Below are 21,940 nucleotides of genomic sequence, written 5' to 3'. Positions count from 1 at the left end.
GCGACGAAGATTATGCCGAATGGGATTGGCGGGATCATGCCGCCAACCGGGCCCAGCCGAGCAGATGCGGCATAATCTGGATCGCGGCATTATGCCCCTTATGCCGATATCGGCATAAGGCGCATGCCACCGGGCATTCCTCGCGCCTCAATCGCGATCAGAGCGGATCCTACGGTACGAAGAAATATGCCTTCGAAGAACTGGTCGCCGAGTTGAGCTCCGCGTTCAGCTGCGCGTCGCTCGGGATCGTCCCGACTGTGCGCCATGCCGACTATATCGGATCATGGCTTGAAGTCCTGCGCGAAGACAATCGGGCCATAGTGCGTGCCGCCTCGCAGGCGAGCAAGGCCGCGGACTTTTTGCTCGGCTTCGTTCCCGGGTCCATTGAGCCCGCGCCGCTGGATTCGGTTGTCGCCGATCACGAGGCTGCCTGATGCTTGGCCTCGTGGCCGCGCGAGAGTGAGAGGAGGGGAGGCTGCTTGCGACGGGTTGGAAGCCGAGAGAGAGTCTCGCGGCCGCCCGTCGTGGAGAGCCAAAATGACGAAAGCCGTACAAAAGATCACGCTGTCGCCTTCCCGGGACATTCCCTTCAACAAGCTCGTGCTCAGCCAGTCGAACGTTCGCCGCGTCAAGGCCGGTGTTTCCATCGAGCAGCTAGCCGAGAGCATCGCGCAGCGGACGCTTCTGCAAAGTCTGAGTGTCCGGGCCGTCGTCGACGGAGCCGGCAACGAAACCGGCATGTTCGAGGTGCCGGCCGGCGGCAGGCGCTATCGTGCTCTGGAGCTCCTCGTGAAACAGAAGCGCATGTCAAAGACGCAGGCGGTGCCGTGCGTTGTGCGTGAAGGGGGCATCGCCGCGGACGATTCGGTGGCGGAGAACGATGAGCGGGTCGGTCTGCACCCGCTCGATCAGTTTCGGGCCTTCCAGACACTCCGCGATCTCGGCATGAGCGAGGAAGACATCGCCGCCCGGCACTTCGTGAACCCGGCGATCGTGAAGCAGCGGCTGCGGCTGGCGTCGGTGTCGCCGAAGCTGCATGAGGTCTATGCCGAAGACGGCATGACGCTCGAGCAACTCATGGCGTTCTCGGTCACTGCGGATCACTCTCGCCAGGAGCAAGTCTGGGAGAACGTCAGCCGTTCCGGTTATGACGAGCCATACCAGATCCGCCGGCTGCTCACCGAGAACACCGTGCGCGGGTCCGATCGTCGGGCCCAATTTGTGGGCCTCGATGCCTATCAGCACGCGGGTGGCGGCGTTCTGCGGGATCTGTTCGAGCACGACGACGGCGGCTGGCTTCAGGACGTCGTGTTGCTCGACCGCCTCGTAACCGAAAAGCTCAAAGCCGAAGCTGAGACGGTTGCGGCCGAAGGCTGGAAGTGGATCTCGGTCGCCGTAGAGTTCTCCTACGGTCACACGCAAGGCCTACGAGAAATCGAAGGCAAACCTGTCGATCTCTCGCCTGAGGAACAGGCCACCATCGACGCCCTGAAGGCCGAGCAAGCCAAGCTTGAAACCGATTACCAGGATGCCGACGAATTGCCCGACGAGGTCGACGAGCGTCTCGGCGAAATCGAGTCGGCACTGGCGGCGTTCGAAGACCGGCCGATGCTTTACGAGCCGACGGAGATCGCCCGGGCCGGTGTCTTCATCAGCATCGATTCCGAAGGACGCCTTTCCGTGGATCGGGGCTACGTCCGGCCAGAGGACGAGGTACTGGCAACTGATCCTGATGTTGCGCAGGGCGCCGAACCGTCGTTGATCGAAGGGCAAGAAGCTAGCACTCCTGTCCAGCGTACGGTGATCGCGGTTGCGGGTAGTGCTCCTGATGCTGAAGAAGATGATGACGACGCGGCCCGGCCTCTGCCGGATCGGTTGATCATCGAGCTCACGGCGCACCGCACGCTGGCACTACGCGATGCGCTGGCAGAAAATTCAGCGGTTGCGTTCCAGGCAGTGCTGCATAACTTCGTGCTGACGGCCTTTTACCGGTTCGCGTCGTCGGGGAGCTGTCTTGAGATCAGCCTTCGCACGCCGAACTTTCCCGCCCAAGCTCCGGGGCTGAGGGAAAGCGTCTCGGCCAAAGCAGTCGAGGCGCGGCATGAGGCCTGGAAGGCGCGGTTGCCGAAGAGCGAGAACGATCTCTGGGATGCGCTGACGGCTCTCGATGGTGGTACACAGGCATCGCTGTTCGCCCACTGTGCATCATTTGCGGCCAACGCCGTCTATGAGCCGGCCAACCGCTACAACCAAGGCCGTGTCTCCGCTCAGGGTGTCCGGACGCGTCTAGACCAAGCTGATGTGCTGGTGCGCGCGGTCGGGCTCGACATGGTGCAGGCTGGCTGGCGACCGACCGTCGACAACTATCTCGGCCGGGTCACCAAGCCGCGTATTTTAGAAGCGGTGCGGGAAGCCAAGGGCGAGCCGTCGGTCCAACTGATCGACCATCTGAAGAAGGCCGACATGGCCAAGGAGGCCGAGCGTCTTCTGGATGGCTCGGGCTGGTTGCCGGACCCGCTGCGTCTCGTCGATCCCGATGCGGCGCCAGTGGGGCAGGAGGGCGAAGGGGGCCCGCTGCCCGAATTCCTCGCCGACGAGGAGGATCAGACCGTCGGCGACGAAGATCCGCAACAGCTCGACGCGGCTGAGTGACATCATAGAGCGGGGTAGCTCCGGCTAGCCTGCGATTATTCGGGGACCGGTGCACAGCGCCGGTCCCCTTTTTTATGGCGAGCGCTGAGAGGGAGAGCCGGGCCGGGAAGGGTTTGAGCCGTCGGGGTCAGAGAAGAGCGCCTGCTGGTTCGACCCATTCCTGCTCTCCGAAAGAAATCCTGCCATGACCGAATCTCTCACCGGTGGCGCTGCCGCCGCGCCGCTTTCGATGCGTGCCGCTGCAAGTCTCACCTCCGCTGCTGTCGGGGCCGCGCGACAGCTCTTGACCGATCTCGAACGGGGCCGTCGCATCGATGCCGCCGTTCTGCGTAGCGCCATGGAGGCTGCCTTCGGCGCCTCCGACGCGGCCGGCGTCTGGAACTGGAAGACCGCCTATGACGTCTGCGAGGTGGCAACAGTTCTGTTCCTTCGCAAGTTCGGCCCGGCCATGCGGGCCAAGGCTGGTTCGACGGCCGCCATGCTGCCAATGATCGTGCGAGTAGCTGGTCTTCTGCCGACACATACGCGGCGGTCCGAGGACAGCCAGGCGTTTCAGCAATTTTCGACGCCGATCCCGCTCGGGCTGGCGGCATGTACCGCAGCCGGAATTACGCCTGCCGATCGCGTTCTGGAGCCATCCGCGGGGACAGGCCTGCTCGCCGTCTTTGCAGAGCTCGCCGGCGGCGCCTTGGTGTTGAACGAATTGGCCGATGCCCGCTCAGAGCTGCTCCGCCATCTCTTCGCCAACGTTCAGGTTACGCGGTTCGACGGCGCCCAGATCGATGATCACCTCGATGCGAGTGTCGTACCGAGCGTCGTCCTGATGAACCCGCCGTTCTCGTCCATGGCAAATGTCGATCGACGGATGGCGGATGCGGCTCTCCGCCACGTCGCTTCGGCGCTGGCGCGTCTTTGCGACGGCGGACGCCTCGTCGCCATCGCTGGCGCAGGCATCGCGCCGGATAACCCGGCATGGCGAGATGCCTTCGTTCGCCTCCAGGAACGCGGACGGGTGGTGTTCTCTGCGGCGATCGATGGCGCCGTTTACGCGAAGCACGGAACGCAAATCGACACACGGCTGCTTGTGATCGACAAGCTGCCCGCTGCCGATCCGACGGCTTTTCCTGCCTCGCCGGGCATGGCGGCCGATGTCGCTACCTTGCTCGGTTGGGTGACCCAGCATGTGCCTCCAAGGCTGCCCGTCGCCGCGCCATCGGAGATCGTTGGTATTGGGCGGCCAGCGATGTCGCGATCGGCCAGCGCCATTGCACCACGCATATCATCCACTTCGAGAGACGCCGCGCCAGTAGGCGCAGAACTGATCTACGAGACGGTTGAATGGTCCCCGCCGGAAGGTGCCCGGCTGACCGATGCGCTTTATGAGGAATACGGATTGCAGTCGATCTGCATTCCCGGATCGTGCGCGCATCCGACCAAGCTCGTGCAGTCTGCGGCGATGGCTGCCGTTCGCTCGGGCGACCATGGTGGAGGCGGCGCATCGATCGATCTCTCTGAAGGAAGCCGCTGATGTTCAAACGTCCATCTGTTCACTACGGCCGCACGCCCGAGCCGGTCACTCCCTATCAAAAAGCAGCACAAGTCTGGGACGACCGTATCGGGTCAGCCCGCGTGCAGGCAAAAAACTGGCGATTGATGGCATTTGGATGCCTCGCGCTGTCGACGGGTCTTGCCGGCAGTCTCGTCTGGCAATCGACCCAAGGCACGATCACGCCTTGGGTGGTCGAGGTCGATCGTCTTGGCCAGGCCCAGCGCGTGGCGCCGGCCAATACAGACTACCAGCCGACCGACCCCCAGATCGCCTACCATCTGGCGCGATTCATCGAGGATGTCCGGGGCCTGCCGGCTGATGCCATCGTGCTGCGTCAGAATTGGCTGCGCGCCTACGACTTCACGACCGATCGTGGTGCTGCCGCTCTCAATGACTACGCCCGAACCAACGATCCCTTTGCCAGGCTCGGTAAGGTGCAGGTCTCGGTCGAGGTATCGAGCGTTATTCGCGCGTCGATGGAGAGTTTTCGGGTGGCGTGGGTCCAACGGGCTTACGACAACGGATCTCTCAGTTCAACCGAGCGCTGGACTGCCATTCTCAGCGTCGTGATCGAGACGCCGCGCGATGCCGATCGGCTGCGCAAGAACCCCCTCGGCGTCTACGTCCACGCCATCAACTGGTCGAAGGAGCTTGGGCAGTGAATACGCTATTTCGCAATAGGACTTCTCTGCGCGTTGCTTCATCCAGTCGCTCCATCTCGTTCAGATCAGATGGTCTGGCGCTCCGAATGGCGATACTTTCAGCACTGCTGGTGTGTGCCTCGGCTTTGGGTGGTTGCTCCACGTTCAAGCCACCCGAGATCAGCTACGACAGTGATGTTCCGCAATTGCCTCAACCGCCCGTAGCTGCTGACGACAAGCTGCGGCCGCTTCATGTTCCCCCACTGTGGAAACCGGCCCTTGGCGGAAAGTCAGGTAGCAAGGAGGAGACCGAGCCGGTGAGCCGGGTCGAGACGGCGAACAGCGCGGCTCGCGTCGAACCACGCAAGAGGGGATATTTCAACGCTGCGCAGATCTACGCCTACAGTCCGGGTGCGTTGTACCAGGTTTATGCCGCGCCCGGACAAATCACCGATATCGCGCTTGAGGAAGGCGAACAACTCACGGGATCGGGTCCAGTTGCAGCAGGCGACACCGTTCGTTGGGTGGTCGGCGATACCGAAAGCGGTAACGGAGATACCCGCCGCGTCCATATTCTGGTGAAGCCCACGCGCGCTTCGATCGAAACCAATCTCGTCGTCAACACCGATCGGCGCACCTATCTGATCGAGCTACGCGCCCGTGAAAAGCCCTATATGCCTTCGGTCGCCTGGTACTATCCCGAGGACCGACGGGGCAGGGTGCGGTCCGTTCCCTTGGCTCCGGTGCTACCCGATCCGACGCAGCGTCGTTTCCGCTATGCCATTGAGGGTGACAGCCCGCCCTGGCGGCCGCTGACCGCTTATGACGATGGTCGCAAGGTCTATATCGAGTTCCCGCAAGGAATCGTTCAAGGCGAGATGCCACCTCTCTTCGTCATTGGCCATGACGGCAAGACCGAGATTGTGAACTACCGCGCCTATGGCAACGTCCTGATCGTCGACCGGCTCTTTGCGGCCGCGGAGTTGCGGCTCGGTGGCGAGCATCAGCAGAAAGTCCGGATTGTCCGGACCGACGGGAGGCCGTCGTCATGAGCACACTTCAGAGCAATGACAGTAACGGGCAGCCCGGCGAACCGAACAGGTCGGAAGAATTGGCGCAGGACTTCCGGTTAAGGGCAGATCATCCACGCGTCACGCGGCTGTCCCGTAAGGTGCTGGCGGGAGGGACCGCCGTTGCATTGGTTCTTGTTGGGGGTGCCGTGCTTTGGGCTCTCCAAAACAACCGCCCGCGCGGACCCGCGCCGGACGAACTCTACAGCACCGATCACCATAACGTCGCTGATGGCCTCGCCGGTTTGCCGCGGGACTATACTGGTGTTCCGCGCCAGGTGCCCTCGCTGGGGCCGCCGCTTCCTGGTGATCTCGGCCGCCCAATCCTCGCCGCTCAGGGACAGCCGCCAACCACAGCCGCGACAGGCTTCGATCAGGAGCAGCAGCGTCGCGACCAGGAGATCGAAGCCGCGCGCATTAGCCGTTTGTTCGCCTCCACCAATATTCGCGAGACGACGCCTGCTGCAGCCCAGACCTCAAGCTTTGATCGAGCCGCCCCATCGTCCATGCCGGGAACTGACGATGGCTTTGCGCAGAACGGCCAGGACCGCAAACTTGCCTTCGTCAACGCGTCAGTTGATCGCCGTACCACAAGCTCGGATCGCGTCACGAAACCAGCTTCGCCCTATGTGGTTCAGGCAGGAACGGTAATTTCTGGAGCTCTCATCACCGCGATCCGCTCAGATCTGCCCGGGCAGATCACGGCGCAGGTGACCGAGAATGTTTTTGACACGCCCTCCGGTCGCTTACTGCTGATCCCGCAGGGAGCTCGTTTGATCGGAACCTATGACAGCCAGATCGCATTCGGTCAGTCACGCGTGCTGCTGGTCTGGACACGCTTGATCATGCCGAACGGTCGTTCGATCGTCCTGGAGCGACAGCCGGGCGCGGATGCGGCAGGATATTCAGGGTTGGAAGATGAAGTCGACAACCATTGGGGCGAGCTGTTCAAGGCTGCAGCCCTTTCGACGCTGCTGGCTGTCGGCAGCGAAGTGGGAGCCGGCTCCGACACCGGCAACAACGGTGACATCATCCAAGCCCTTCGCCGCGGATCGAGCGATAGCTTAAACCAAACTGGCCAGAAGATCGTTCAACGCAATCTCAATATCCAACCAACGCTAACGATCAGGCCGGGGTTTCCGGTTCGCGTGATCGTCAATCGCGACCTCGTACTTGAGCCTTACAGAGGGTGAGGAACGAAGATGGCCAAGCTTAAGATCGGGGCGCTTCCAAATGACAAGCCCGTCAAGGTCACCGTTGAATTGCCGGCTGACGTGCATCGAGATCTGGTTGCTTACGCGGCAGCCCTTGCCCGAGAAACGGGTCAGCCGGTCATCGATCCGAGTAAGCTCATCGCGCCCATGCTGGCGCGGTTCATGGCTACGGATCGTGGATTTACAAAACGGCGTCGTATGACTCAATCACCGGACGTCAGCGAAGGATAGCGTTCGGCCAAGAGTTTGAGAAAGCCTTCCATAGTTGGATTTTCATTGTCGGCTCGCCAATGGGCCGAAAAACCAAAGCGCGTTGCTCCGGTCCCGTCGCGCAATTCGCGATAGACTAGCCCAGCGAAGCTTGCGCCAACTTCTGATTCCAGGACCAAGCTGATTCCAAGATTCATGCTGACAAGACTCTTAATAATGCCTCGATTGACGTCATGCCGCTCGATCCTGGGGCGACCTTCAGCAGGAGCAAGCTTTGATACCAGGAGATCCTCGAACTCTCGTCCGGGATCGTGCTGGCTCAATAGAACGGTCTCGTTCCGAAGGTCCGTCCAGTAGATTACGTTGCGCTCGGCCAATGGATGGGTATCCGCCAGAGAGACCAAGATCCGCTCACTCCAGAGAGGACGAACGTTGTTGTCCGTCAGCGGCACCTCCCCAGTTACGATCAGAATATCGACCGTGCCGTTTCGCAGTGCCGTTGCCAGACGTGTTCGCGACCGCTCAATCGTTGCGAGTTCTATCCGAGGAAACCGGCTCCTGAATTCCATCAGCGTCGCTCGCAGGTTCCCCGCGGAAATGGAGGTGCAAAAGCCGATCGAAAGACGGCCAGCTTCCCCTCGGCCATTCGATCTCGCTGTTGCCACTAGTATGTCGACTTGCTCCAAAATTAACCCGGCCATCCTCAGGACGCTTCGCCCAGCCGGCGTTGGCTTTACTCCTCCGCCTGAACGTTCGAATACGGTGACACCGATCCGGTGCTCAAACTGACGAATAGATCGACTCAGGATCGAGTGTTGAATAGAGAGCAACTCGGCGGCTTGCCGAATACTCCCATGGTTAGCGGCTGCGATCGCAAACTGCAGCTGCTGCAGGTCAACAGCGAGCACTCGGGACATGCGTAGCTTATTCATTTTCTCGTTTCTCACAGCCCCGAAGCAGACAGCCGCATACGCTACGGGGCAGCGATGTCGCTTAGGAGCTAACAGAACTGTTCGTCTTATGATAATGACGTCAGGCGACAGCGAGAACGACCGGCTCCCAAAGAACGGGTCCGGCGAAACCGCCCGCATTACGAATCCTAGTCAGCACCTCAGTGGATATCTCGAGATAGCCTGCAACCGCCAACGTATTTCCAAGATTGCAGGGGTTGCCTAGGCGTCGTAAGGGCCAGCCGGCCCGGCGCAGGATTCGCTCCATTCGAGCGTCGGTTACTGTGACGATATCAGTAAGTCGTCGCGAGAGGCCGAACTCGATCATGCCAGCGAACATTTCATATGTTGCGCAAGCTATAGCGTGCTTCCCCTTAGGAGCATCTGTAGCCACGTCCAGTGCGAATCGACTGCTTTCCCATATTGAGCGTTTTGATGGTGCACTTTGACCAGCTAGAAGCACAGGAAAAAGTTCACTCAGCATAGTAGGCCCGACAGATGGAAGTAGTCTAACGCAGCCCTGTAGCCGGCCGTCGGTTGCTAGCTGCACAAGATACGCAGGATGGAGGGCGTCGAAGCTGTCAACTTCCATATCTCCGCTGGTGTGGACTTCCCAGTCCAACCGCTCTTTGAAAACTCGATAGCGGAGTTGGTGCATTGCGATAAGAATTTCCGCAAAATTGCCGTAGCGCCGCTCTGTGATGAGCTGAATCATGATTGCCTCCTAGCAGCATTTGTCGTGCCTCATGGAAGCTCGTTTCGTGATCGGAGGCATCACCCTTACCTACGGGGGATGCGCGCCTTAATTGTGCGAATTTCCTTTTGCAGCCGCCATGCGTGTCGCCGCTTGCACGATCGTACGCACTCCCAGCTTTTCCTTCGCACTATCAAGATATGAGGCCACGGTATGACGTGAGATGCCAAGGATGTGTCCGATTTCCCAAAAACTCTTGCCTTCTGCAGCCCAACTCAAGCATTCGAATTCGCGAGGAGAAAGGAGCACCTCACCGAGCCTCCGATCGCCCGAAAGCTTACGTCGAACGTGCGCATGGAAGTACATTGCCATGAGTTGAAGGACGCGCGCGTGCGAATTGATGCAGCTTTCGAACTGCGGCCGCTTTTCGTCTGTGGAGAAGGTCAATGCAGCGATGGGACCGTGACCATCGTGAATAGGAACTGTAAAGCCAAATCGAATTCCAAACCCGGAAGCTTCAGAAAGTAGCTTGTGCTGCGCCGAAGAGAGGTGTCTCGCGGCTAACCCCAAGCCCCACCGGAAGGGCTCTGGATCTTGGAGCGCTTGCATAACGACCGGATCAAGGCGGTCGTAATGGCGGCATAAATAGTGCTTAACCCAATCAGTAGGATATGTGGAAATTACAAGAGGTTCTTTGCCTTGCCGAAGTGGCAGCGCAAGATATGCAAAGCAGGACAAATCCATCGCGGCTGCTGCCGTAGCGATTGCTTTGGAAAAGCCTTCAACCACGTCGCTTTTAGCGGCAAAACGTACATCAACTTCAGAGTGTCACACCACCTGATTTATCAGTACACGGCCAAAGATAGCACCTCGCGGGTGCGTGACAGACTACGTTCACGATTGCCTTAGAAGACGGCAGCGCGATCAGCTCCCGACAGAGCAGCCGCCGCTATGGTTTGGGCTGCTACGGTGAGAGAAGGCGCGCGTCACTTGCCGCGGCGCGCGACTTCACAGGACATTTCAGCGCTGATGACCTAAGCCCACTCCGAGCTGCGACGCCTTTACGCGCAGCGCGCCAATAGTGCGCTTCATCGCCTTCGAAATTTTCTCGATTGGTGTGCGGGCCTTTGAGTGCTTCTTGAGGGCTCTCAAATCCGCCGCAGTCCACTCACGACGCGGGGCCCTCTTCTTGGCTTTGGCAGCTTTCAAGGTCTTAACTCCTAAGTGTTTGGAGAGCAGTCGCTGTTAGCAACGGCTCACCAGATTCTCAACTAACAATCTGGAAATAGTTCAATGCTGACTGTTAGGTTGAATACGAACGACCTCGCGTGTTGGGCAGAGCAACTTAGCGCTCAAGGATGCACAACGTGATTCGCCGCGCCATCGATACGGCAGCATTGAGTTAGCGAGGCCTCGCGGGCCGTGGACTTCAAAGAGACACCGCCAGCGCTAGAAAGAAAGGCCGCCTGCGTTGCCACAAGCGGCCCAAGTCTAGGGAGGAAACGCCCAAGGAGGGCAGCGATAGCGGGAGTGCTACCGCACACCCTAGCTAAGACGATCGCGATCAGCGGTTCAACTGAACGTTGGTAAACGTCGGGCATCAAAAGGGGTCGCGGACCGATACGAAGGTTTACGGCGCTCGCCCTAGTCGGTTCGCAGCCGCTGCAGCCATGCGGTTAGGACCGGCGGTTCGCGAAGTTAAAAGCGCGGGGTGGATGCTGTCAGCGGGAGAGGTCGAACCGACAAGCCACTCCGAAGCACGTCACGCCTTCGTGGCCAGTTGACTCATCAGCCTCCCGCCAAACGAGATCTTTCGTGGAGAAGGTTAAATGATGCAATGCACCGCCTTCTTGCATATGAATGGCTGCCTCGGGCGCAACGCGGCTTAGCGAGCTGAGAGAAAATCTGCCGCCAAAATTATAGAGATATTTCAATGATATACGGGTTCGCAGTTTTATTCTGAATGGCGCGCCAGCAACGTAGTTTCTGCACCCTTCACAGAAACGAGGTACCGCGCACAGACCCATTGGTACAGGTCGACTACAAGCGCGTCGTAGATTTGGATATGGGGGCGAACAAATCGGACATCTGCGCGATCAGAGTGGTCACCATTTTGGAGCGCGCCGGCAGAATTCGAGCCTGTAATCGCGGGTCGGTGTAGAGGCAGCTATGGAAAACGTTGAGTCTACCGGTCGGCCGGCGACGGATCGCTAGAACAACACAAGGTCGGGGGTTCGAGTCCTTCCTCACCATGTGTCCAGTACGTTCTGTCACCTATGTCTCGGGCCGCTCACCGTACGCCAAACTACGATATCTGCGGTCGCGCGTGCCATGTCACGAGCAGTCTTCGCCTATGGCCTGGTGAGCGAACGGCCGCTCGTGGCGCAGAGCGGGCATTCGCGATCTGCGACCGAAGGATTGCCGTGACCCGTCGATGCAAGGGGGTGTTTGAGTGCTGATCCTGATCGGCGCGAGCCCGCCTGTCAGCTTCTTTGCATATCCGAACAAGCCGTCCTGGTGCACGCCGGAGGACTGCAAGATCATCTATCTTGCTCATCCTCACGAGGATGGTTTGGCGGCGTTGGAAGCCCTCGCCGACGCAGCGGCGATCGTCGCTCAGCTTGTTCTCGTCATCACGACCGACAGTTCGGTTGCGCATTTGGCCGGTGCCTTGGGAAAGCCTGTCTGGGTTCTGCTCGGTCACAATGCGCACCGGCTTTGTTGTTCCATCGGGCAGATAATCCCTGGCATGCGACCATGAGATTGCTTCGTCCGCGCGCTGAGGGTGACTGGGACTATGTGTTTGACGCTGTTTCGTCCGAGCTGATGAAGCTGGCCGAGAATCAGACGGAGATCGTTCAGCTTTTCTTTGTCACCATATCTTGGATTTGGCTGTCCCAGCCTAGATGCAACTACCTCGAACTTCCCCATGATGGATTGGAGCGGGAGTTTAAGTTCTTCAGTATGTTAGAATGCCGCGTGTGCACGATGCGTGCACCGAGAGATCAAAGAAAATCTAGGGACAACCAACGTGAGCAGACCGAACTGATCTCGTTGCAGTCGGCAGCGCTCGGTCTCACCGTACCGGCAACTTTGCTGGCAGGTGCGGACGAGATCATAGAACAGTGGACGGCCAAGCCCGGGCTAGTGCGGTTCGTTAGACGATCCAAAGGATGCGGCGATGTAGTGAGTGACCTTAGGTTCCACTGCGGAGCCAAACTGACGGATGGTATCCTGAACGACCCTGTCCGCATTGGTCACGCGATAGTGCTGCCGGAGATGTTCAAGCCAGGACGCGACCATGAAGGTCTCAAGGAAACGTCCGTTTTCGGCGGCGTCCTCGTAGACGTCCCACGTGTAGGCGCCGTCCCGGCGGCGCAGTTGGCCCAAATCTCTGACGGCGACCAGAAACGCGGCACGCTTCTCGGGGGCGACTCGGTACTCGACCGTTACCAACACCGGACCGCGGTCGGCATCGGCGTCGATCGCCAAGACCGGCGCCGGCCAATGCATGGAGGGCGCGAGGTCCACTCCCGCACCGGACAGTAGCTTCCAGTGCCAGGTCGCCGCGATGCCGACGACGGCGCCGGCGGCCGCGATGAAGTGGGCTGCCGGCAACCCAAGCGCCGAGGCAAGCTGCCCCCAAAGCGCGCTGCCGGCCGTCATCGCGCCAAAGAACACGGTGACGAACATGGCCAGGCCACGGCCGCGCACCCAATCCGGCAGGGACATCTGAACCGAGACGTTGAGGCTGGCGAGCACTGCGATCCATGAAACGCCCGCGACCGCGCAGGCCGCAATGCCGATCGTTGAATGACGGGCGATGCCCAGCAGGACCAGACTGAGCGCCGTGCCGAGCGTGCCGGCCGCAACAAGCTTGTCGGATCCGAGAGCCACCTTCATGGAGGGCAGCGTGAAAGCGCCGAGGACGGCGCCGATGCCGATCGCTCCCAGCAAAATGCCGTAGAGCTCTGGGCCACCCGCGATCTGATTGCGTGCGACCAGCGGGAGCAGCGCCCAGTAAGCACTTGCGAAGAAGAAGAACGCTACCGCTCTTATGAGCGTTGCGCGCAAATTCGCATTGTATCGCGCATGCCGGAAGCCGATCACCAGGGCACCGGTCAGGCGCTCCGGCGGAAGCCCGCTCCCTGGCGATGCCGGCGGCCGCCACCAGAGCAGGGCCCCGATCACGGCGAAGTTGCTCAAGGCGTTGATCCAGAACGGTGCCGCGATGCCCCAACCGCCGATGATCACGCCACCCAGCGCAGGTCCGATCGCCCTGCTGATGTTGACGCCGACGCCGTTGCTCGCCACCGCCGCGGCCAAGTCGTGCTTCGGGACAAGCTGAGGCACGACGGACTGCCATGCCGGTGCTGTGAATGCCGCGCCGGCGCCCAGCAGGAACGTGAACAGCAACAGGATGGACGGGGTGACGAGGTTGAGCCAGACCAGCACCGCGCTCGCTGCCGCGACGACGGTGAGGACAATCTCCGCACCGATCAGGAAGCGGCGCTTGTCGACGGTATCCGCCAGGGCCCCGGCGGGGAGCGCGAATAGGAACATTGGAAGGCTGCCCGCAACCTGAACCAAAGAGACCGTCAGCGGATCGGGATTGAGGCTCGTCATTAGCCATCCGGACGCGGCGTTGTACATCCAAGTGCCGACATTGGCGACGACGGTCGCGATCCAGACCACCGTGAACGCCCGATGACGAAACGCGACCCAGGGAGAGGCGCGCCCCTCGACGTGCGATGCACTGGGTCTCTCGTCAGGATTGGTCATGCGTCCTACTTTGCCGGCTTGCTAAGTTGCGTCCAGGCCGAAGTGCTCGACCAGAAAATCGATGAACAGTCGCACCCTGACCGACAGATGTCTCGTGGGCGGATAGATCGCATATAGCGCCAACGGAGGAGTGCGATAGTCCTGGAGCACCGCCCGCAGCGCCCCCTTATCGAGGGCTTCGCCTGCGATAAAGGTCGGAATCAGCGCGACGCCGCACCCGCGGATTGCGGCGTCGCGCAGCACCTCGGCATTGTTTACGCACAGCGACCAAGTCGGCTGGATCTAGTGATCGCCGTCGGCACCCGTCAGCTTCCATTGATTGCCGGTCAGCAGGAAGCCGTACGGGAGAGGCGGAGCTGACGGCCAGCTTCAGGCGAGGCTGCCTGTCTCAATGACCTTCACGAACGCCCGGAGGCTGGCAACCTTGTCCATTTGCGCTTCATTGTCTCCAAATCGTGGACATGATGGTTATAAAATCACGTATTGTTCTCAAATCATAGCGTCGCGATATTGGAGGTCATAGAGCCCAACCCGATGATTTCTTCGAACTTCTCGACCGGACAGGATCTCATTCGATGGACGAACACCGGACTTACGGAGACGCTGTGGCTCACAGCCACGGCTTGGACGGCTCGCCGGCGCTGATTACACGTTCGTTGCCCAAGGCTCAGATCGGAATCACCAGGATCATCTGTGGTCCGGAGCATATCGGCATGAAAGCGACAATTCCGGCCGAGGACACGTTCATTGCCGCGCTTCACCTGACCGAAGTCGCTTACCACGAATTGTGGAGCAGCGGACGCCCCGTAATCTCGCAGGGTTACGCCGCCAATTCGCTCAGGATCGTGAACCTTGGCGCCGAATTCGCGTCGTACGTCGGGAGCCCGCACGAGGCGCTATCGTTCTACATTCCTAGAAGCGTCCTCAACGATTTCACCGACGAAGCTGGCAATCCACCGGTCGTCGACCTGCACTGCAAGCCCGGCTTGGTCGATCCTGTCGTCGCCCATCTCGGAGCCGTCCTGCTGCCGGCCCTGGAGCGCCCAGCGGAAGCGTCTTCTCTGTTCGTCGATCATGTTACACTGGCGCTCGTTGCCCATCTCAGTAAGCGTTACGGAGGGGTCGTCCAACGCGAAACCGCCCGGCCTCGAGGACTCTCCCTGATTCAAAATCAGCGCGCCAAGGAGTATCTGGCGAGCAACCTCAGCGGCGACATCCTGGTGGCTGACGTCGCCAAGGCGTGCGGACTCTCACGCAATCACTTCATCCGGTCGTTTCGTATGACCACCGGCATGACGCCACACAAGTGGTTGCAGCTGCGCAGGATCGAACAGGCGAAGACGCTGTTGCTCGGATCTTCGATGGCGACCGCCGAGATCGCCGTCGATTGCGGATTTGCCGATCAGAGCCATCTGACGCGGGTGTTCACCCGGTTGGTGGGCATGCCACCGTCGGCCTGGCGCAGGGAACACAAGGGCCGAACAACGATCGGATGCGTGACGTCGAGCGGCAAACAAGGTTGGCCTGACGGACCGCAATAGCAGCACCGGACCTCTCGCCGCGCTGGGTGCGATGGCGCTCAGGCATCGTCACGGACCCTTTCAGCCTGGCGCACGAAGAAATGGAGTGACCATTCCGAGAACCGGCGGCACAACAAAGCACCAGACGCCGACATGCGCATACAGCAGGGCGGCGGTGGCGCAGCCCGCCGCGAAGACGGCTATGTTGGTCGACATAGCCAGCAGGCGCGGGCTGGGAGCGGACACATTTTCCGCTGTTGGTGCGTGCACCATATCAGCGAGATCGATCATGATCTGCGTCGTCGTTCCCGTCATCAATGTCGAGGGCGGCACTGTCCCGAGATGAATTCGGTGGGCGGCGTTCTGGATCGCCATGGCAGCCACCAGGACCATGCCGGTGACGACCGCCTTCCAGGCGTCGCCGTCGACGAACGGTCCGAGGCGGATCGCCAGTACCGCGCCGGCAACGAGGAAGACGACCTTCAGGCCGAGAATGATCGTCAGCGCAGGGCGGTTCAACCGCAAGAGCGCCGAACTTAAGAGGCGCGTCAGGATCACGACCAAGCAGAACACCGGAAGCGCCAGGAGTTTCGCCACCGCGCCCGACGTCCCAAACACCAGCGAGGCGCCGAGGGTGACGAAGTTTCCGGTGACGTGGGCTGTGAACAATCCTTGCAGAGCAAGGAAACCGGCGGTGTCGACGAAGCCGGCGTTGAGGCTCAGCAGCAGCGGGAGCGTCGGCCTTGAGTTTGCGGCAGGCATGATCGAACCTTCTCGCGGAACGTCAGTTACAGGGCATACTTCAGTTCGACCCCGACGTAGTCGCTGTCGTGACCTCCCGCCTCGCGGATCGTGTTTCCGATCTTGTAGTGCACCGCTTCCAGAGCGCCGGTCAGATTGGCATTGAAGCGATAGTCCACGCGCAACTGCCCGTAGGCGCCCGACCAGGCACTGCCCTTGCCGGCCGTACCGGCGACCGGGATGTTGGGCTGCACGTAGATCGCATCCGCCGTGGTCTCGCGCCACTGGAAGCCTAGCGCGCCCATGACCGACAGGTTGGTCGCGGGCTTTACAGTCAAGGATGGCTTGACGTGGAAGAGATTGACGTAGCCTGTGAACCCAGCCAGCGTGAAGTAGTAACCATTCGGAAACAGTGGATTGAAGGTCCCCAAAACGTTGTCGGCGGGATGATGGTCTCCCGAGGCGGCATCTATTTGCAGTCCAAGCCGCGGCTGCCACACGAATTGAGCGAACGTGTAGCCCGTGCGCGCTCCGACCGCCCAGGCGCGGATATCTTTGCCGCCGATTACGCCTGTCTGGCCCATCGCCTCGAGATCCCAATCGACATGGTTGAGATTCCCCGCGAACCGAACATCAAACACGTTGCGCTTTTCGTCGCCGCTGGCGTCGAGGTATTTTGCGTTGTCCTTCTGATAGAAGGAGTAGTAGGCGGATAGTTCGTTCGTCCCGAGCACCTGACGCTCGACGCGTAGCGTGTGAAACCGGAAGTGGCTGTTCGAGGTGTCGTCGAACGGATGTTGGAGATCGTACTGCACCGGCTGGCTCAGGAACCCAATGAAGCGCCAGGGGCCGCTCTCCCAGTCGCCCCACACGGCATCGAACGACTGCCGCACGTTGGGACCGTCGCGGGACGAGACGAAACGCTGCAGGTCGAAGTCGAAGTCCTGCCGTCCAACCCGCGTCTTGAAGGTCCCAGCCTCGGTCGCGTTGACGTAGGCGAGAAATCCGAGCCGCAGGTCGAGGGGGTCCTGGTCGACGGGCGTGGTGACGTTCTTGCCGAAGGCGCGATCGTCCTCGAACTGCAGGAACAGTTGCCAGTGCTCGTCGAAATGGACATCGGCGTGAAACTGAAGACGCTGGATGACGTAGTTGTCGCTCTTCGTGCCACCTACGCCGAAGCCGGCGGCGTTGACGCTTTCGAACCGCTCCCGCAGCGTCGCGCCGAACGACATGTAGCTCTTCGGATCCCAAGGCATGATGGGAATGTACTTGATGGCATCGTAGGGCTCGGTCCGAAGTGCCGGATTTGCCAGCACCGACCAATCCTCCTGCCAGCGATTGGTCTTGATGGCGGGCCGCTGCGGCGCGGCATCGTCGGCCCGGGCTACCGCCGACATCGACACCATGCAACCAATCGTCAGCACCGTCCGGAAAACGGTTCGGGGACGGTAGGTCGGAGGTTTCGATTGCGGCTCAACACGGGTCATCGGATGCCGGGAACAGAAGCCTGTCGAGCCTAACGCCAAATTAGGACGCTCTGCGAGAGCCGGGAAGCCACAGCACTCGGCTCATTTCGACGCTGCATGCAGTTCGGCGACATAGCCGCCCGGAAACTGCACCAGTGCGATATCACGGTGGTCCGAATTGAAGGCGTCGACCAGGACGGTGACACCCACGGCCTTTGCCTTGCCGAGCGTTTCGGCGAGGTTGGGCACCTCATACCCCGTCATTTCGTGCCCATAGGGGTAGGGGAGATGCCCGTCGGTCACCAGCACGGTCATCTTACCGAACACGGATTCAATCCTTATGCGACGATAGGTGCCGTCGGCGCGGCCGATCTCCACGCCGGGGGCGCGCCCGTTATCAGATACGATCTTTCCTCGGGAAAAGCGCACAAAGCTCCTGACGAAGGCGTCCGCCCGGTCGGGCGAGACATAGACGCGGTTTTCCGGCACGGTCTGGAACGCCGCGTAGTTGGGTTTGGTCGTATGCCAGTAAATCTGCATGTTGACGCCGCCCGGCCACTGGATCACGGCATCGCGACCGATCGGATCGGGGAATGGTGCGACGATGATGTCGGCGCCCGCAGCGCGCGCAGCTTTGATGGCGGCGTCCATGTCGGCGACGAGGTATCCCGTCCGTTCCGCGCCGAACGGATAAGGGATCGGGGTTTTGAAGCCGAACAGCGAGACGGTGCCGACCGGCGTCTGGATCAGTTGCGACGTCGTGCTGCTCGGTGTCGGAGTGACCGTAACGACCACCTGTTTGGTGCTTTGACCACCGAACGTTGCGCTGAAACTCGCAATGAATTTATCGACATCGTCTGGCGCGACGTAGACGTGCGTCGTGTCGTATTGCGGCCCGACTCCGACCAGGGGCGCGGCCTCGCGCGCGCCGGCGACGGAATTGGCGGCCAGGGTGGCGATGGCAACGGCAGCGATGAGTGAGCGAAGGCGGACCATTTGCGGATTCCTTAACGGTGGCGACAAGAAGCGGTGAGCGGCGGGCTCGATCATGTGCGTTCGCCTCCCGCCGCGTGGATCGAGACGACGACGAGGCCGGCTATGAGCCCGAGGTGTTCGAAGAACGCGTTCAACGCCATGAAACGATCGTTCCCGGTCAGGTGCCAGAAGTCATTTGCGGTCAGCATGGCGACAGCGGTTAGGACGCCGAGGCCTCCGGCGCCCAGCCAGACCAGTCGCCCAAGCATCACGAGGGCCGAACCGCCCAGTTCAACAATGATCGCGAGCGCCGCCCAGGCCCAGCCTGGGTGCAGTCCGAAATGCTCCTGTTCGGCGATGGCCGCGCTGAAGTCGGAGAGCTTCGTCAGGCCCCCGATCAAGAAAGCCGAAACCAGTGCCGCCCGAGCAGCAGGCCACATCCAGGGCGAGCCCAGGATGGTGCGTACCCAACCCGGGGTGTCCCCGACACGGCCCATCTCATACGGCCCAGCAGGCGCAACCAAGGGCGCCCCAGAAGCTTTTCAGGTCCGAAATAGGAAGTTTCGCCGACCAGGCGCTGGCGTGGTCGTGGCCGTGGACACCGCAGCTGTTGGTGCAACTGCAGTGTGCCGCGGCCTGCATGCGCATCGCGGCAACCGGTTCGGCCTTGGCGCCCCATGCGGCGTACCCGCCGTAGCTGCGGACGGGCGACCAGTCGGGCATAGCAGGGGGCGGGGGCGGGGCGTCAAGGGATTTGAATTCACCCTTGGCGTAGACGATCTTGCCGCCGACCACCGTCAGATCAGACGTCGTGTCCGCGATGTCCACGTCCGCGCAGGAAAAGAAATCATGATCCGGAACGACGAGATCGGCGAACTGTCCTACTGCGATGCGGCCCTTCTTGCCTTCTTCGTTGGAGAACCAAGTGACGTTCTCCGTCCACATCCGGAGCGCTGTCTCTCGGTCGAGGCAGTTGCGTTGCGGGGTGATGCGTAATCCCCCGACGGTCCGCCCCGTGACCAACCAGGAAAGCGACACCCAGGGATTATACGAAGCAACGCGCGTCGCGTCGGTCCCGGCCGAAGTTTTCACGCCCTTGGCCAGCATCTTGGCGACCGGCGGCGTCGCTTCCGCAGCTCCAAACCCGTAGCGTTCGACGAAATATTCGCCCTGATAGGCCATGCGGTGCTGCACGGCGATGCCGCCGCCGAGCGCCGCGATGCGATCGATCGACTGGTCGGAAATCGTTTCGGCGTGATCGAAGAACCAGTGCAGGCCTTCGAGGGGCATGTCCTGGTTGACTTTCTCGAACACATCGAGCGCCCGTGAAATGGTTTCGTCATAGGTCGCGTGGAGACGCCACGGCCATTTGTTCTGGACCAGGATCCGGACGACCTCTTCCAATTCGCCCTCCATCTCGTGAGGCATATCCGGACGCGGCACCCGGAAATCCTCGAAATCGGCTGCCGAGAACACCAACATCTCGCCCGCGCCATTATGGCGGAAATAGTCGGTGCCCTGCTTGTACTTCGATGTCCTGGTCCAGTTTAGGAAGTCGTCCTTTTCACCCTTGGGCTTCTGGGTGAAGAGGTTGTAGGCGAGACGGATCGTGAGTTGGCCCTCGTCGCTGAGCTTCTGGATGACCGCATAGTCGTCCGGATAATTCTGGAAGCCGCCGCCAGCGTCGATCGCGCCGGTGACGCCAAGACGGTTCAACTCGCGCATGAAGTGCCGCGTCGAGTTGACCTGGTACTCGAACGGCAGCTTGGGGCCCTTGGCGAGCGTCGCGTAGAGGATATTCGCGTTCGGTTTGGCCAGCAGGAGTCCGGTTGGGTTGCCGTTGGCGTCACGGGTGATCTCACCGCCCGGGGGCTCCGGCGTGGTTTTGGTGTAGCCGACCGCACGCAACGCTGCGCCATTGAGGATAGCGCGGTCATAGAGGTGGAGCAGGAAGACCGGGGTGTCCGGCGCGACGGCGTTGAGCTCGTCGATCGTCGGCAGCCGCTTCTCGACGAACTGATGTTCGGTAAAGCCGCCGACCACGCGGACCCATTGTGGCGCCGGCGTGATCTCGACCTGCCGCCTCAGCATGCTCATGGCATCGGCAAGAGACCTGACACCGTCCCAGCGCAGTTCGAGATTGAAGTTGAGCCCGCCGCGGATGATGTGGAGATGGTTGTCGATCAACCCCGGAAGCACGCGCTTGCCCTTGAGGTCGATCACCCTGGTCGAGGGCCCGGCGAGCTTCATCACCTCGCTGTCGTGGCCGACGGCGATGAACACGCCATCCTTGATTGCGACCGCGCTCGCGGCTGGATTGCCGCGGTCGAGCGTCGTGAACAGGCCATGGTGCAGAATGAGATCGGGCGTGCTCATGAACGGTTCTCCTCGATGGCACTGGGCGCCATCGCGGCGGTGTCCGCCTGGCGGCCAGGCAAAAGGCCAAAGATATGCGGGGCGCACTGTGCCTGCCGCCACGCGGCGGTGAGGCCGTTACCGGAAAGAAGTTGCTTGCCGACCGGGATAACCTGCTCGCCGATCAGGATGCCGAGCAGGCCAACCAGGGCCACAAGCGGCGGCGCCGGCGAGCGAACGTTCAGGAGACTGTAGATGACGCCGACCAGAATGCCGGCGCCGGCTGATAGCAGATAGATTTTCATCGCCGATCTTCCCCGTTGCGAAGACAACGATCGTTATTCGGCAGCTTTCGCTCCACCTTCCGAGGCGTGTTCGCCCAGCGCCCACTTCGAGAAGCGGACCTGGATGCCGTAGGGCGAATGCCCGCGCAGGATGTCCATGACGCCTTCGTAGGTTTCCGAGCGCGCCCAATCCTGCTGTAGCTCGAACACGTATTGGCAAGACGTGATCGGGGTCGCACCGGCCTGCACCGCACGTTCCATCGAACGGTTGTGCGCTTCGAGCGAAAGATCGCCGCAGGCGTCGGCAGCGATATAAATTTCGTAGCCTTCCCTTAGCATGTCGATCGTTGGAAACATCACGCAGGCTTCGGTCCAAAGCCCGGCGATGACGAACTTCTTGCGTCCCGTCGCTGCGACCGCCTTGCGGAAACCGGCATCAAGCCAGGAATTCATGGAGGTGCGGTCGATGATGTCGTGGTTCGGGAACAGATCCGTCACCTCGGGCATGAAGGGCCCGGAAAAGGAATCCTTTGCAACGGTGCTCAGCACCGTCGGTATCTTGAAGAGCTTCGCCGCCTTTGCGAGGATCTGGATGTTGTTGAAGACGACAATCCGGTCGTGCGACTGCACGCCCTGATACATGGCAGGCTGATAGTCGATCAGGGCGATGGCGCTATTTTGCGGGGTCAGCATTTCGAGTTTGGACATCTGTGATCTCCTGGCCGGATGGCGCTATTTCGAGCCCCAGTGCGTCTCATCCTTGTGCTGATGCGAGCGCGGTCTGTGGTGAGCGTCTGTACGCCCGACCGTGAGATCCGGTCTTTGCAATAATTCTCG

20 protein-coding genes and 2 pseudogenes are annotated in these 21,940 nt (G+C 60.9%); 9 read left to right on the top strand and 13 right to left on the bottom strand.

The genetic code is table 11. From position 1 onward, the window contains the following. From ABID58_RS15095 to ABID58_RS15065, 7 genes and pseudogenes are all read left to right on the top strand, one after another. On the top strand, positions 1–434 hold a 434-nt coding region (locus ABID58_RS15095), incomplete at its 5' end, for a zincin-like metallopeptidase domain-containing protein (RefSeq protein ID WP_354033211.1). A 103-nt stretch (positions 435–537) separates the two neighbouring features. Next, positions 538–2,652: a ParB/RepB/Spo0J family partition protein gene (locus tag ABID58_RS15090; protein WP_354033210.1), complete on the top strand. Its 2,115-nt coding sequence runs from the start codon at positions 538–540 to the stop codon at positions 2,650–2,652. 184 nt (positions 2,653–2,836) lie between these two features. Then, positions 2,837–4,120 (top strand): annotated as a pseudogene (locus tag ABID58_RS15085) (methylase); the annotation flags it as partial. Between the two features lie 59 nt (positions 4,121–4,179). Next, the gene (gene trbF / locus ABID58_RS15080; RefSeq protein ID WP_354033209.1) at positions 4,180–4,863 is read left to right on the top strand and encodes a conjugal transfer protein TrbF; all 684 of its coding nucleotides are present in this window, start codon (positions 4,180–4,182) and stop codon (positions 4,861–4,863) included. Positions 4,864–4,949: 86 nt separating this feature from the next. Continuing rightward, positions 4,950–5,894: a P-type conjugative transfer protein TrbG gene (trbG, locus tag ABID58_RS15075; RefSeq protein ID WP_354033208.1), complete on the top strand. Its 945-nt coding sequence runs from the start codon at positions 4,950–4,952 to the stop codon at positions 5,892–5,894. Then, positions 5,891–7,105 carry a TraB/TrbI/VirB10 family type IV secretion system protein gene (locus tag ABID58_RS15070; RefSeq protein WP_354033207.1) on the top strand — a complete coding sequence of 405 codons (1,215 nt, stop codon included), beginning with the start codon at positions 5,891–5,893 and terminating at the stop codon, positions 7,103–7,105. Before trbG ends, ABID58_RS15070 begins: the two co-directional genes overlap by 4 nt. A gap of 9 nt (positions 7,106–7,114) precedes the next feature. After that, positions 7,115–7,357, top strand: coding sequence for a DUF2274 domain-containing protein (locus ABID58_RS15065; RefSeq protein WP_354033206.1), 243 nt, complete (start codon positions 7,115–7,117; stop codon positions 7,355–7,357). Here the strand turns inward: ABID58_RS15065 and ABID58_RS15060 are convergent. From ABID58_RS15060 to ABID58_RS15045, 4 genes are all read right to left on the bottom strand, one after another. Beyond that, entirely contained in the window at positions 7,330–8,268 is a 939-nt protein-coding gene (locus ABID58_RS15060; protein WP_354033205.1) for a LysR family transcriptional regulator, read from the bottom strand. The two genes, ABID58_RS15065 and ABID58_RS15060, sit on opposite strands and share 28 nt — an antisense overlap. 100 nt (positions 8,269–8,368) lie before the next feature. After that, the gene (locus ABID58_RS15055; RefSeq protein ID WP_354033204.1) at positions 8,369–9,001 is read right to left on the bottom strand and encodes an acyl-homoserine-lactone synthase; all 633 of its coding nucleotides are present in this window, start codon (positions 8,999–9,001) and stop codon (positions 8,369–8,371) included. Positions 9,002–9,088: 87 nt separating this feature from the next. Continuing rightward, a complete protein-coding gene (locus ABID58_RS15050; RefSeq protein WP_354033203.1) occupies positions 9,089–9,769 on the bottom strand; it encodes a LuxR family transcriptional regulator in 681 nt (226 codons plus the stop codon). Positions 9,770–10,000: 231 nt separating this feature from the next. Then, positions 10,001–10,189: a hypothetical protein gene (locus ABID58_RS15045; RefSeq protein ID WP_354033202.1), complete on the bottom strand. Its 189-nt coding sequence runs from the start codon at positions 10,187–10,189 to the stop codon at positions 10,001–10,003. Positions 10,190–11,432: 1,243 nt separating this feature from the next. Between ABID58_RS15045 and ABID58_RS15040 the strand changes: the two genes are divergently transcribed. Next, positions 11,433–11,741, top strand: coding sequence for a glycosyltransferase family 9 protein (locus tag ABID58_RS15040; protein WP_354033201.1), 309 nt, complete (start codon positions 11,433–11,435; stop codon positions 11,739–11,741). Positions 11,742–12,124: 383 nt separating this feature from the next. On the opposite strand, the gene ABID58_RS15035 is transcribed toward ABID58_RS15040, so the two are convergent. Further along, a complete protein-coding gene (locus ABID58_RS15035; RefSeq protein ID WP_354033200.1) occupies positions 12,125–13,762 on the bottom strand; it encodes an MFS transporter in 1,638 nt (545 codons plus the stop codon). A 21-nt stretch (positions 13,763–13,783) separates the two neighbouring features. Beyond that, positions 13,784–14,110 (bottom strand): annotated as a pseudogene (locus tag ABID58_RS15030) (LysR substrate-binding domain-containing protein); the annotation flags it as partial. Between the two features lie 227 nt (positions 14,111–14,337). Here ABID58_RS15030 and ABID58_RS15025 point away from each other — a divergent pair. Continuing rightward, positions 14,338–15,303 carry a helix-turn-helix domain-containing protein gene (locus ABID58_RS15025; RefSeq protein WP_354033199.1) on the top strand — a complete coding sequence of 322 codons (966 nt, stop codon included), beginning with the start codon at positions 14,338–14,340 and terminating at the stop codon, positions 15,301–15,303. Between the two features lie 60 nt (positions 15,304–15,363). On the opposite strand, the gene ABID58_RS15020 is transcribed toward ABID58_RS15025, so the two are convergent. The 7 genes from ABID58_RS15020 to ABID58_RS14990 all read right to left on the bottom strand — a co-directional run bounded on the left by ABID58_RS15020 (position 15,364) and on the right by ABID58_RS14990 (position 21,811). Continuing rightward, the gene (locus ABID58_RS15020; RefSeq protein ID WP_354033198.1) at positions 15,364–16,044 is read right to left on the bottom strand and encodes a YoaK family protein; all 681 of its coding nucleotides are present in this window, start codon (positions 16,042–16,044) and stop codon (positions 15,364–15,366) included. A gap of 26 nt (positions 16,045–16,070) precedes the next feature. Beyond that, positions 16,071–17,429, bottom strand: coding sequence for an alginate export family protein (locus ABID58_RS15015; protein WP_354033197.1), 1,359 nt, complete (start codon positions 17,427–17,429; stop codon positions 16,071–16,073). Between the two features lie 162 nt (positions 17,430–17,591). Then, complete coding sequence (locus ABID58_RS15010) at positions 17,592–18,485, bottom strand: glyoxalase (protein ID WP_354033218.1); 894 nt, start codon at positions 18,483–18,485, stop codon at positions 17,592–17,594. A 50-nt stretch (positions 18,486–18,535) separates the two neighbouring features. Further along, entirely contained in the window at positions 18,536–18,961 is a 426-nt protein-coding gene (locus ABID58_RS15005) for a DoxX family protein (RefSeq protein ID WP_354033196.1), read from the bottom strand. Between the two features lies 1 nt (position 18,962). Further along, on the bottom strand, positions 18,963–20,840 hold the full coding sequence (locus ABID58_RS15000; RefSeq protein WP_354033195.1) for an amidohydrolase: 1,878 nt from the start codon (positions 20,838–20,840) through the stop codon (positions 18,963–18,965). Beyond that, complete coding sequence (locus tag ABID58_RS14995) at positions 20,837–21,124, bottom strand: XapX domain-containing protein (protein ID WP_354033194.1); 288 nt, start codon at positions 21,122–21,124, stop codon at positions 20,837–20,839. Before ABID58_RS14995 ends, ABID58_RS15000 begins: the two co-directional genes overlap by 4 nt. Positions 21,125–21,157: 33 nt before the next feature. Further along, a complete protein-coding gene (locus ABID58_RS14990) occupies positions 21,158–21,811 on the bottom strand; it encodes a hydrolase (RefSeq protein WP_354033193.1) in 654 nt (217 codons plus the stop codon). Positions 21,812–21,940: the final 129 nt, after the last annotated feature.

Origin of the sequence: Bradyrhizobium sp. S3.2.6 (assembly GCF_040546885.1) — a bacterium.
Classification (GTDB): Bacteria; Pseudomonadota; Alphaproteobacteria; order Rhizobiales; family Xanthobacteraceae; genus Bradyrhizobium; species Bradyrhizobium cytisi.
This window is presented reverse-complemented; position numbering and strand designations above follow the sequence as displayed.